Source organism: Arthrobacter sp. Z1-9 (assembly GCF_054792695.1).
This window is the reverse complement of record NZ_CP096456.1, coordinates 1,331,550-1,343,596: the sequence shown is the minus strand read 5'-3', so window position 1 is coordinate 1,343,596 and position 12,047 is coordinate 1,331,550. Positions and strand designations below refer to the sequence as shown.

10 protein-coding genes and 1 riboswitch are annotated in these 12,047 nt (G+C 66.8%); of the genes, 5 read left to right on the top strand and 5 right to left on the bottom strand.

Features of this window, described 5'->3' with window-relative positions:
- Positions 1-177: 177 nt before the first annotated feature.
- A complete protein-coding gene (locus M1D93_RS06150) occupies positions 178-1,083 on the bottom strand; it encodes a bifunctional methylenetetrahydrofolate dehydrogenase/methenyltetrahydrofolate cyclohydrolase (protein ID WP_461174268.1) in 906 nt (301 codons plus the stop codon).
- A gap of 4 nt (positions 1,084-1,087) precedes the next feature.
- Positions 1,088-2,386, bottom strand: coding sequence for a serine hydroxymethyltransferase (gene glyA / locus M1D93_RS06145; RefSeq protein ID WP_461174267.1), 1,299 nt, complete (start codon positions 2,384-2,386; stop codon positions 1,088-1,090).
- A 146-nt stretch (positions 2,387-2,532) separates the two neighbouring features.
- A riboswitch (ZMP/ZTP riboswitch) is annotated at positions 2,533-2,618 on the bottom strand.
- 43 nt (positions 2,619-2,661) lie between these two features.
- Between glyA and purU the strand changes: the two genes are divergently transcribed.
- The 3 genes from purU to M1D93_RS06130 all read left to right on the top strand — a co-directional run bounded on the left by purU (position 2,662) and on the right by M1D93_RS06130 (position 4,834).
- Positions 2,662-3,522 (top strand): formyltetrahydrofolate deformylase, encoded by an 861-nt coding sequence (gene purU, locus M1D93_RS06140; RefSeq protein ID WP_461174266.1) that lies wholly within the window; start codon positions 2,662-2,664, stop codon positions 3,520-3,522.
- Positions 3,523-3,561: 39 nt separating this feature from the next.
- The gene (locus tag M1D93_RS06135; protein ID WP_461174265.1) at positions 3,562-4,221 is read left to right on the top strand and encodes a class I SAM-dependent methyltransferase; all 660 of its coding nucleotides are present in this window, start codon (positions 3,562-3,564) and stop codon (positions 4,219-4,221) included.
- Positions 4,222-4,306: 85 nt separating this feature from the next.
- Positions 4,307-4,834 carry a gamma carbonic anhydrase family protein gene (locus M1D93_RS06130; RefSeq protein ID WP_461174264.1) on the top strand — a complete coding sequence of 176 codons (528 nt, stop codon included), beginning with the start codon at positions 4,307-4,309 and terminating at the stop codon, positions 4,832-4,834.
- On the opposite strand, the gene M1D93_RS06125 is transcribed toward M1D93_RS06130, so the two are convergent.
- Both M1D93_RS06125 and M1D93_RS06120 read right to left on the bottom strand, forming a co-directional pair.
- Positions 4,823-6,550 carry a flavin monoamine oxidase family protein gene (locus tag M1D93_RS06125; RefSeq protein WP_461174263.1) on the bottom strand — a complete coding sequence of 576 codons (1,728 nt, stop codon included), beginning with the start codon at positions 6,548-6,550 and terminating at the stop codon, positions 4,823-4,825. The genes M1D93_RS06130 and M1D93_RS06125 overlap by 12 nt on opposite strands.
- A 20-nt stretch (positions 6,551-6,570) precedes the next feature.
- Positions 6,571-8,094, bottom strand: a complete 1,524-nt coding sequence (locus tag M1D93_RS06120) for an amino acid permease (protein ID WP_461174262.1) — start codon at positions 8,092-8,094, stop codon at positions 6,571-6,573.
- Between the two features lie 109 nt (positions 8,095-8,203).
- On the opposite strand from M1D93_RS06120, the gene M1D93_RS06115 reads away from it, so the two are divergent.
- Positions 8,204-9,844 (top strand): PucR family transcriptional regulator, encoded by a 1,641-nt coding sequence (locus M1D93_RS06115; RefSeq protein ID WP_461174261.1) that lies wholly within the window; start codon positions 8,204-8,206, stop codon positions 9,842-9,844.
- On the opposite strand, the gene M1D93_RS06110 is transcribed toward M1D93_RS06115, so the two are convergent.
- On the bottom strand, positions 9,823-10,617 hold the full coding sequence (locus M1D93_RS06110) for a nitrilase-related carbon-nitrogen hydrolase (RefSeq protein WP_461174260.1): 795 nt from the start codon (positions 10,615-10,617) through the stop codon (positions 9,823-9,825). The genes M1D93_RS06115 and M1D93_RS06110 overlap by 22 nt on opposite strands.
- A gap of 203 nt (positions 10,618-10,820) precedes the next feature.
- Between M1D93_RS06110 and M1D93_RS06105 the strand changes: the two genes are divergently transcribed.
- Positions 10,821-12,011, top strand: a complete 1,191-nt coding sequence (locus M1D93_RS06105) for an ROK family transcriptional regulator (protein WP_461174259.1) — start codon at positions 10,821-10,823, stop codon at positions 12,009-12,011.
- Positions 12,012-12,047: the final 36 nt, after the last annotated feature.

The following is a 12,047-nucleotide window of genomic DNA, read 5'->3' as shown; positions in this document are numbered from 1 at the left end:
CGGCTGGACGGCGCCGGCTTCGGCGCCGGAGGACACGGTGGCTTTGTTATGCACCCTCCGCAGACTAGTGGAGCCGCCGGGCAGGTGGAAGAGGACTTTCAGTTCAGTGCTTAAAGTCCGACGGCGGCCCGCCCCTCGTGCGCAAGGGGCGGGCCGCCGTCGGACGTGAAGAAGGACCTACCGGGCGATTCCAGCCTGGCGTTCAGCGGCTTCGACAACATTGGTCATCAGCAGCGCCACGGTCATGGGACCCACACCCCCGGGGTTCGGTGAGATCCAGCCTGCCACCTCGGCCGCGGCGGGTTCGATGTCACCGTGGACCTTGCTCTTGCCCGTCTCGGGGTCCGTCTCGCGGGTAACGCCGACGTCGAGCAGGGCCGCGCCCGGTTTCACGTCGGCAGCCTTGACGATGTGCTTGGCACCCGCTGCCCCTACGATGACGTCCGCCTGGCGCAGCAGCTCCGAAAGGTTCTCGGTACCGGTGTGCGTCAGGGTCACGGTGGCGTTCACGGCCCGCCGCGTGAGCAGCAGCCCGATGGAGCGGCCGATCGTCACGCCGCGGCCAACCACCACAACATGCTTGCCCGCGAGGCTGTAGCCGTTGCGTTCCAACAGCTCGATGACGCCGCGGGGCGTGCACGGCAGCGGTGAGGTAATCTCGCCGCTGACGTTGAGCACCAGCCGGCCAAGGTTGGTGGGGTGCAGGCCGTCGGCATCCTTGGCGGGGTCGATGCGCTCGAGGATGGCATCGGTGTCCAGGTGCTTGGGCAGCGGCAGCTGCACGATGTAGCCGTGGCAGGCGAGGTCCGCATTGAGTTCGTCAATGAGGGCCTCCACCTGGGCCTGGGTGGCATCGGCCGGGAGCTCGCGCTGGATCGAGTTCATCCCGATCTCCACGGACTGCTTGTGCTTCATGGACACATACAGCTGCGAGGCAGGGTCCGCGCCCACGAGCACTGTGGCAATGCCGGGGGTAGTGCCCTGGGCTTTCAGTGCCGCGACCCGCTCGGTGAGCTCGGACTTGATGGCGGCAGCGGCTGCCCTGCCGTCAAGGATCTTCGCGGTCTGTTTCGTTTCAGTCATGAAATCACCACTGCTCGTGCTGCGGGTACAGCGGGAAGTCGGCGGCGAGCTTGTCCACGCGGGCCTGCAGGGCCTCGACGTCGGCGCTGTTGCCGGCCTTCATGGCGGTGGCGATGATCTCTGCCACCTCGGTGAACTCGGCGGCACCGAAGCCGCGGGTGGCCAGGGCCGGGGTGCCGATGCGCAGGCCGGAGGTGACCATCGGCGGGCGGGGGTCGAACGGAACGGCGTTGCGGTTGACCGTGATGCCCACGGAGTGCAGGAGGTCTTCGGCCTGCTGGCCGTCCAGCTGGGAGTTGCGGAGGTCAACGAGGACCAGGTGAACGTCGGTGCCGCCGGTGAGGACGGAGACGCCGGCTTCGGCGACGTCGGCCTGGTTGAGGCGGTCGGCGATGATCTTGGCGCCTTCGAGGACGCGCTCCTGGCGCTCCTTGAATTCCTCGGTGCCGGCGATCTTGAAGGCCACGGCCTTGGCTGCGATGACGTGCATCAGCGGCCCGCCCTGCTGGCCCGGGAAGACGTTGGAGTTCAGCTTCTTGGCCCACTCCTGCTTCGCCAGGATCACACCGGAGCGCGGACCGGCGAGGGTCTTGTGCACGGTGGAGGTGACGACGTCGGAGTACGGCACCGGGCTCGGGTGCAGTCCGGCGGCAACCAGGCCGGCGAAGTGCGCCATGTCGGTCCAGAGCAGCGCGCCAACCTCATCGGCGATGGAGCGGAAGGCCGCGAAGTCCAGGTGGCGCGGGTAGGCGGACCAGCCGGCGATGATGACCTGGGGCTTCTCGGCGATGGCCTGCTCGCGGAGCTTGTCCATGTCGACGCGGAAGTTGTCTTCCTCCACCTGGTACGCAGCCACGTTGTAGAGCTTGCCGGAGAAGTTCAGCTTCATGCCGTGGGTGAGGTGGCCGCCGTGGGCCAGGGACAGGCCGAGGATCTTGTCGCCGGGAGTGATCATCGCGGACAGCGCGGCGGCGTTGGCCTGGGCACCGGAGTGCGGCTGGACGTTGGCGTATTCGGCGCCGAAGAGTGCCTTGACCCGGTCGATGGCCAGCTGCTCTGCGACGTCGACGTACTCGCAGCCGCCGTAGTAGCGGCGGCCCGGGTAGCCCTCGGCGTACTTGTTGGTCAGGACGGAGCCCTGGGCTTCCATCACGGCGCGGGGGGCGAAGTTTTCGGAGGCAATCATTTCCAGGGTGCCGCGCTGGCGGCCGAGTTCCTGGTCCAGGACTGCTGCGATTTCGGGGTCGAGCTCGGCCAGCGGCTGGTTGCTGACGGCGGTTGTTGAGGTGGCTGTAGTAGTCACGAAGAACTCCTGGCTAGGGATACGGGCACTGCTTAGGTCAGGCTACCGGCTGGCGCACTTTCACACCGCTTTTTGACAGGGCGTGAAAGCGCAGGATGGCGCTGCAGTACTGACGCAGGGTGCAGCCCCAATTCCGGCAAGACATGACCCTCGGCCCAGGCGTACGATCCGTGGTCTTCGTGATTGCCGCTCCCTGGTGGTTAGCCACCCAACGCCAGTTGCGACGCTCCCAGCCTACCAAATCCGGGCGCTGCTGCGCGGGTAGGCTTATAGGCGTGAGTGAAGAGCAGCTGAACCAAGCGTACGTAGTGACCCTGTCCTGCCCCGACCGCCCGGGAATCGTCCATGCGGTGACGGGCGCCCTGCTGGTGGCGGGGTGCAATATCACTGATTCGCAGCAGTACGGCAGCCCGGCCACAGGCAACTTCTTTATGCGGGTAGAGGTGACCACGCCGGCCGCTGCATCGGAGCTGCGGGCAGCCCTGGAGCCGGTAACGCAGGCCTTCGGCATGCAGTGGAGCCTCAGCGGCGTGGGGCAAAAGGTCCGGACCCTGGTGATGGCCAGCACCTCCGCCCACTGCCTCAACGACCTGCTGTTCCAGCAGCGGTCCGGAACCCTGCCCATCGAGATCCCCGCCATTGTGTCCAACCACCAGGACCTCGCGGGACTGGCCGAGTTCTACGGGATTCCGTTCCACCACATCCCCGTCACGAAGGACACCAAGGCCCAGGCGGAAGACAAGCTCCGTGCCATCATGGCCGAACACGCTATCGAACTCACGGTCCTGGCCCGCTACATGCAGATCCTTTCCGACGAGCTCTGCACCGAGCTCACCGGCAAGGCCATCAACATCCACCACTCGTTCCTGCCGTCCTTCAAAGGCGCCAAGCCGTACCACCAGGCCCATGCACGCGGTGTAAAGCTGATCGGCGCCACTGCCCATTACGTGACGGCGGCACTGGATGAGGGCCCCATCATCGAGCAGGAAGTCATCCGCGTGGACCATGCCCGCACGCCGGAGCAGTTTGTCCAGATGGGCCGGGACGTGGAAGGCCGCACCCTGGTCCAGGCGGTGCAGTGGCACGCGGAGCACCGGGTCCTGCTGGACGGCAACAGGACTGTGGTCTTTAACTGACCGTGTTTAACTGACCGAACTGAGCCTCAGGGAGGCGCGATGGAAGCGGGGGCGGAGGACGGCGGGCGCCGCCTGGCCGATTTCTCCAACCGGCGGGCCGCTTCCGGCGCCGGCTCTCCGCCGTCGCCCCACCGTATGGAGCAGCGCCGGCGCTTCATCGCCCTGCTGAAGTCCGAAGGGCGGCACTCCGTCCTGGAGATTGGGACCGGAACCGGCCTGGACGGGTTGCAGTTCGTGCAGGCCGGGATCCACTACATGGGCGTGGACCTTGCGGAGGGTCAGGTCCGGCGCGCCCAGGCCAGGGGTTTGGAGGTATCGGTTGCGGACGCCCGGCAATTGCCGTTCCCGGACGGTTCATTCCCGGCCATGTGGTGCATGAGTACCTTGCTGCACGTTCCCGCCCACGACATCGACGCCGTGCTGGCCGAGCTGGTGCGGGTGTGCGCGCCGGACGCGCTGATCGCCGTCGGCCTGCGGTCCGGGAATGATGAAGAGGAACTGAGCCCGGAGGACGACGTCGTACCCCGCTTTTCCTGCAGGCGCACCGACGCAACGGTCCGGAAAGTCTTTGGGCGCCACTGCGCCATAGAGGACTTTGTCACCTGGCCAGAGGATACCGGCACCTGGTCCGGCCCCGGTGCCGGCCACTGGGGGCAGCACTACCAGTTCCTGGTCCTCCGCACCCCTGCGCCCAAGTAAGTAGCACTAAGTGCCGTTTTGAGCCTCCAAAACGACACTTAGTGCTACCTAGTTGGGCCCGGGGCGGATGTCCTAGGCTTGGCCCATGGCTCCTCTTTACCCCTTCGCCGGGAACACCCCGGCCGTCCACGAATCCGCGTTTGTTGCGCCCTCGGCCTCGATCATCGGCAACGCGACCCTGGCCCAGGACTCCAGCGCCTTCTACGGAGTCTCCGTGCGCGCCGACACCGCCGCAATAACCGTGGGCGCCGGCAGCAACCTGCAGGACAACGTGGTGCTGCACGCGGACCCTGGCTTCCCCTGCACGGTGGGCGAACGGGTCAGTGTCGGGCACGCCGCCGTCGTCCATGGCTGCACAGTGGAGGATGACTGCCTGGTGGGCATGGGCGCCACCATCCTTAACGGGGCGGTGATCGGCGCCGGCTCGCTGGTGGCAGCCGGCGCCGTCGTCCTGGAGGGAACGGTCGTCCCGCCGCGGTCACTGGTGGCGGGCGTCCCCGGCAAGGTCCGCCGCGAGCTCACCGACGAGGAGTACGACGGCGTCCGGGCCAACGCCGCCCGCTACATCGAGCTGGCCCAGGCGCACCGGGAAATGCACGCCTCAGTCCAGTGAGATAGGGCCGATCTCGTCCAGGAGTTCACCCGGTCCGGGGTTGCCCGGGGCCGAGGAGCCGCCCAGGTGGTTGACCACGCCCCACACCGCGTTCAGCCCCGTGGTGACGGCGCCTTCGGCCCAGCCTGCGGTAAAGGAGACGTCGTCGCCGGCCAGGAAGATGCCGCGTTGTGCTTCCGGCAGGGCGTCCTGCTTGAAGTGGGTGAACAGGCGCTGCTGGTAGCGGTAGTGCCCCGGCAGGTTCGCTTTGAAGGCACCCATGAAGTTGGGGTCGGCCTCCCAGGACACGGTGATGGGCTGGCCCACGATGTGCCCGGCGATGTCCACCCCGGGGTAGATCTGCTCGAGCGAATGCAGCATCAGCTCCACGCGCTCGTCCGCGTCCAGCGCCAGCCACTTCAGCGCGTCGTCGTTCCAGGTGTAGGAGAGCAGGATGACGGCGGGCTGGTCCGGCCCGTTGTCCAGCAGGTAGGTGGCGCGGTTGAGCCGGTCCGTGAGCGTCATCGAGAGGACCTCGTTGCCGGTGTCCGGGTCGATGTCCTTCCAGAAGGGCCGGTCCACCATCACAAACGTCTTGGAGGACTGCATGTAGTGCGAGCGCTCGATGGCCGTCCACAGTTCGGCCGGGAACAGGGCCTCCTCGGTGTGGATCCGGGTGGACAGCAGCCAGGACTGGCAGGTGGTGACCACAGCGGGATAGCTGGCTTCCCGGCCCCAGCGTTCGCGGATCCGCAGGTTGCCGTCCGGATCGCGGCTGATCCTGCCCACCGCGCCGCGCGGCGAACCGGCGTGCAGTGACGACAGCGAGGTTCCTTCCGGCCAGTGCGCCATGCCCGACGGCGCGTGCTGCCAGAGTGCCTCGGGCAGCCGCTGGGCGCCCCCGCTGATGAGCCGGTGCTGGTCATCCGCGTCCGTATAGACCACGCGGAGGATCTCCAGGATGGAGTTGGGGAAGTCGGTGTCCCAGCCGCCGGTACCGAAGCCCACCTGGCCGAAGGCTTCCCGGTGGGCGAAGCCGGCCTTCTTGAACGACTCGCTGGCCGCGATGAAGCCGTAGAAGGTCTGCTCGTCCATCAGTGGCAGCAGTTCGTTCCACAGCTCCTTGATCCGGCCGGTGTCCCGGGACCGGATTGCGGCCTGCATCTCAACGAACGCGGCGCCGTCGTTAACGGCGGCCTTCCAAGCGTCCGCCACTTCACGGAAGAACGGCGGAAGGTCGCCCGGCTTTTCCGCGTAGTGTTTCTGGCCGGCCAGCTCGATCACGGTGCTGGAGGTGGCCGGGGACAGCGGGTTGGGGAACTCCTGGGTTTCCAGGCCCAGCAGGTCCACGTAGTGGTAGAACGCCTTGCCGGATTCCGGGAAGCGCATGCCACCAAGGTCCGCCACGACGCCGGGGGCCGCCGGGAAAGAGGCAGTACGCAGGCGGCCGCCGATCCGGTCGGCCTCGTAAACCACTGGCCGCAGCCCCAGTTTCATCAGCTCATAGGCGGTGACCAGGCCCGAAAGCCCTGCTCCGATGACGGCAACTTCCGTGCCCAGCAGCTCGGCCGGCACGCTTCCCAGGCCGTCCGGGTGGGCCAGGTAATGGTCGTAGCTGAACGGAAAGTCCGGGTTCAGCATGGTGATGGGACCTGCGGCCGCGCCGCCTGGCGCTGCAGCGGAAGTGGCCGAGGTGCTGGACGGGTCTGAGGCCGGCAGTTCGGTGGCGATGGTCATGGAGGTTCTGCCTTCGTCGGTTAAGAGGTTTGCTGGGTTGAGAGTTGTGGTCCGGACAGCTCGCGGTATTCCTCGTTGCTGAGGGCAGCCACCCGGGAGTTCCGGCGTCCGTAGCCGAAGTAGGCGGCGACGCCCACGAGCATCCAGATGGCGAAGACCACCCAGGTGTCAGCCCCGAGGTTGGCCATCAGGTAGGCGCACATGGCCGCGCCGAGGATGGGCGTGAGCGGGAACAGGGGCACACGGAAGGTCCGCTCCAGCTCCGGCCGGGTGCGGCGGAGGTAGATGACGGCGACGTTGACCAGGGCGAAGGCAAACAAGGTGCCGATGCTGGTGGCGTCCGCGAGCGCGCCCAGCGGCACCAGCCCTGCGGTCAGGGCGACGGCGGCCCCTACGAGGAGCGTCCCGGCCACGGGGGTGCCGGTGCGGCGGGAAACGCGGCCGAAGACCTTGGGGATGAGTCCGTCGCGGGACATCGACAGCAGGATTCGGGTCTGGCCGTAGAGGACAGTTAGGACGATGCTGGCGATCGCCAGGACGGCGCCCACCGCGAAGACCAGTGCGATCCAGGGCTGGCCGGTGGTTTCCTCAAGGATTTTGACCAGTGCGGCCTCGGTTCCGTCGAACCAGCCCCACGGCCTCGCGCCGATGGCGGCGACTGCCACCAGGACGTAGATGGTGGTCACGATCAGCATGGAGAGCATGATGGCCCTGGGCAGGTCGCGTTTGGGATTGCGGGCTTCCTCGCCTGCGGTGGAGGCCGCATCGAAGCCGATGTAGGAGAAGAAGACGCGGGAGGCTGCGGCGGAGACACCCGCGGCGCCCATGGGCAGCAGGGGTTCAAAGTTGCCGGCGTTGAAGGCGGTGAAGGCCACGGCGCAGAAGAACAGCAGGATGCCCACCTTTACCACCACGATGGAGGTGTTGATCCAGGCGCTCTCCTTGGCGCCGCGCACCAGGAGGATGGTTGCGAGCACCACAATCACCATGGCCGGGATGTTGACCACGCCGCCGTCGCCGGGCGGTTGCGACACTGCATCGGGGAGGACGGAGCCGAAAACGGCGAGCGCTTCATTGACGTATTGTCCGGCACCCACAGCCACTGCGGCCACTGATACTGCGTACTCCAGCACCAGGCACCAGCCGCAGATCCACGCCATCCCCTCCCCCATGGTGGCGTAGGTGTAGGAATAGCTGGAGCCGGCGACCGGCACCAATCCGGCCATCTCGGCGTAGGACACCGCGGACAGCAGCGCTGCCAGGCCGGCGATCGCGAACGAAATCCAGATGGCGGGCCCGGCGAGCGGAACGGATTCACCCAGGATCACCAGGATGCCTGTGCCGAGGGTCGCCCCTACGGAGATCATGGTCAGCTGCAGGACACCGAAGCTGCGGACCAGGCGGGGACCGCCGTTGTTGCTGTCCGCCTCCTTGACCATCTGGGCGATTGGCTTGCGGCGCAGCAGCTGCGCGCCCAGGGCGGGACGGACCGTTGTTCCGGTCGCGCCGTCCGGGGCCGGGCCGGAGAGTGTGGGCACAGTCATCGTTGACGTCCGTTCGTGTCGTTGGCTGGTTGAACTGGTTTTCCCCTCACCCACAGTAGGGCTGTGAGCCGCATCTCAAAGGGTGCAAAGTGACCTATAGTGTTCACCCATGAGACGTAATGCACCAGCCATCGATGGTAGTCCCGACCAACTGGACGCGGTCACGCTGGGACAGTTCCTCGCAGCACTGCCTGCCGAGGTGAGGGTGGTGCACGACGCCGGGAACGGCCAGGTGCCCCTGCGCTGGGTGGAGCCAAGCGAGTTGGAAGACCCTACCCCCTATCTGCTGGACGGCGAGTTTGTCCTGACGGCCGGTTTACCGTTCCGGGACGGCGGATACGCCGGCGCGGACGGGACCGAAAGCGACTCCCGGGTGCAGGAGTATGTCCGCCGGCTGGTCGATGCAGGAGTGGCTGCCCTGGGCTTTGGCCTGCAGCCTTATTACGACGCCGTGCCGGACCAGGTGGCGGCCGCATGCCGGCAGCACGGGCTCACGTTGGTCGAGGTGCCCGCCAGCGTGCCGTTTGCCGCGCTCGGCCTGGAATTCTCCAAGCTCCTCGAGTCCGGCAACGCCCAGGTGTTCCGGCAGTTGGCGGAAACCAACCGCCACCTCATGCGGGCAGTTCTTTCGGCGCGGCCGGAGCACGAGCTCCTGGCAGCACTGATCCAGCGCGTTCCAGTGTGGGCCGTCCTCTTTGGAGCGGACGGCCGCGTCCGCGCGCGTGGAGGCGCCGCCGTCGACACCGCCCAACTCCAGCCGCTCCTCAGGAAACTCCTCACCGGGAGCGGGCCCCGCGTGGAAACGGAAACCTTCCACGCCCCGGGCTCGGCGCTGGTGTTCGGCCACCCGCTCCGCAGCACCAAGGACGCGACCCTGGGCAGCCTGGTGCTGGGCGCGGAGAAAGCACTGACACCCGCGCAGAACAGTGTGGTCTCGTCTGTCGTGGGGCTTCTTGAACTCCTGGTCCGCCAACGCACCAGCGGGTCCCTGGCGCCCAGCCAATTGGCAACCGCCCTCCTTTTGCACCCCGGAATCCTCACCGCCGGCAACACCCGGCAACAGAACATGCTGAAGGACCTGTTGGCACAAAGCGTCTCGGGAACCCGGTCCGGCCCCGTTCGTGTGGTCCAGGGTGTACGGGCCGCCGGGGCCTTCGCCGCGGAAGATGGGCCGGTGCGGGAGCTGCTGCAGTGGCGCCGGATCTTCGACAGCAAGATGGTGGAGCTGACTGATTACGGATTCGCGGCAGTGACCCGGCTCAAGGTGGATGACCAGCTGATGGCCGAGGTGGAGCAGCTTGGCTGGCGGCTGGTGGTGGGTGAGCCGACTGAACTGTCCGGCTTGCCGGAAACCTACCGGCGCGCCACGTCGCTCCGGCCCCGCGTTCTGGCCACCGGGAAAAGCGCCCGGGTGGAAGAGGTGACCTGGTCCGTGACGGGCCTGCTGGGCAGTGAGGCCGGGACACTTCTTGCGGCAAAGCTCCTGGCACCGGTACTGGAGCTGGAGCCCGAACGCCGTGACGTCCAGCTCCGCGTCCTCCGGTCCTGGCTGGCAGCGAACGGAAGCTGGGACGCCACAGCAAAGGATTTGGGGCTGCACCGGAACAGCGTCCGCCGGCAGGTGAACGCCATCGCGGAACTGCTGGAGATGGATCTTGGCCAGGCCCAGTCCCGGGCAGAGCTTTGGATCGCACTGCAGTATGCGGATGGCCTGGTGCGGGAAAGCGCTCAGCCGCCCCAGGAGCGGTAAACGTCCGGCCGGCGTTCGTTGAGGTACGGCACATCGCCGCGGGCCCTGGCGGCGGCGCCTTCGTCCAGCTCCGCGAAAAGGAGCTGCGGTTCCTCATCTGCCGCGGCCAGCAACCTGCCGTCCGGCCCGGCGATGACACTGCCGCCGAGGAACCTGCAGTCCTCCTCGACGCCTGCGTGGTTGGCGTAGGCAATGGACAGCTGGCTTTCCAGCGCCCGCGCCCGCAGCAATACCTGCGGAACGTCGTCATAGCCGTGGGCCAGCGCAGTCGGCACCAGGAGCAGCTCGGCTCCGGCGACGGCGGCAGCCCGGACTGCCTCGGGGAATTCGACGTCGTAGCAGATCACCATCGAGGTGCGGACGCCATTGAAATCCACGACGGCGGGAGGCCGGGCCGCCGGGCTGAAGGCAGCACGTTCGTCCGGGCCGAAAAGATGGACCTTGGCGTAGCTGAGGAGCGTATTGCCGCCGGCATCAAGAAGGGTGGCGCTGATGTGCCACTCCCCCTGCACCGTGAGTTCGGGAAGGCTGTACACCAGTCCGATGTGGTGGCGGCGGGCGATGGCGGCAAGCTTCCCGTGCAGCCCGGGCAGGCAGGCGGGATCCAGCTCCGCGCGGACCCGGCGGGGCGCGTAGCCCAGGGGAAAGAGTTCGGGTGTCACCAGGACTGCGGCCCCGGCGGCAGCAGCGGCCTCTGCCGCTGCGTCAATGGCGGCGCAGTTGGCGTCCACGTCCATCACAACAGCGTTCGCCTGCAGGAGTGCCAGCAGCACGGCAGCCACCTTCCATCGTCGGAACAGGCCTCAAAGGAAGGCCTGACATCAGACTAGCGACGGCCGCGCTGGACAGGCGGGGTCTTTTGCACCTCTCCCCCAGCTCCTGAGGACAGATCATCCCGGCAGTGGCAAGGCCCTCCATCAGCCTCATTGCGTTAACTTCTTGACTACAAGACTTCGGATGAGGCAATCTTTCAAGCATGCCCGCAACTTCGCGCTCAACGAGGAGCAAACCTAAAAATCCCGGCTCGCAATCCGCGCTCAGGCAACTGAACCAGCAACGGATCATCGAGTCTCTGATGGGCGGGCCTTCCACGCAGGCAGAACTGGCCCGGCAGACCGGGCTGTCCACCGCGACGGTCTCCAATATCGTGAAGATCATGCTCGACTCCGGCCTCGCGTCCACGGAGCCGATTACCAGCTCCGGCCGGCGGGCGCTCAACGTGCGGCTTAACAGCAACGGCGCAGTGGCAGTCGGAATCGACTTCGGCCGAAGGCATCTGCGGGTGGTCCTGGCCTCGCTGAGCTTCCACGTCATTGCCGAGGAATCAGTCGCGCTGCCGCTGGGCCACCAGGCCGAGGAAGGCATCCAGGCAGCGGTGGTGCTGCTGGAGAAACTGCTGGACGAAAACGGGATTGCACGTACCGCAGTGGTGGGTGCCGGCGTCGGAATACCAGGACCCATTGACCGGCGCACCGGCACTGTGGCCCAAGGGGCCATCCTCCCCGAATGGGTGGGCATCAGCATCCTCCAGCACATGGAGGAAAGGCTCAAAATCCCTGTCTTCGTTGACAACGACGCCAACCTGGGCGCGTGGTCGGAGGTGACTTGGGGCCAGCACACCGGGGTCAGAAACCTGCTGTTCCTCAAGATCGGGTCCGGCATTGGTGCCGGCCTGATCCTCAACGGGGCGCCCTATTACGGCAACGTGGGGATCACGGGCGAAATCGGCCATGCCACCATCCACGAACAGGGGCTGGTGTGCCGCTGCGGCAACCGGGGCTGCCTGGAAACCATCGCCTCGACCACCACCATGATCGAACTCCTGGGCCGCGGGGAGGACCGGCCCCTGACACCTGCGGACATCGTGCGCAAGGCCCTGGCCCGCGACTCGGCAACCCTCCGGGTGCTCGATGACGCGGGACTCGCCGTCGGCCGGGCCCTCGGCAACGTCGCCAACCTCATCAACCCTGAAGTGATCGTGGTGGGAGGACCGCTGGCCGGGCTCGGCGACCTTCTTCTGGACCCCATCAAGAGGGGCCTGGTACGGCACGCGGTTCCGGTTATCGGCGAGACAACAACTATCACCATGTCGTCCCTGGGCGACCGTGCGGAGGCGCTCGGAGCCGCCGCTTTGGTGTTCCAGCATGCCGGAATAAGGGAAACCTAGACCGTTTTGTTATCCGGCATTTGCGTTAAAGACTTG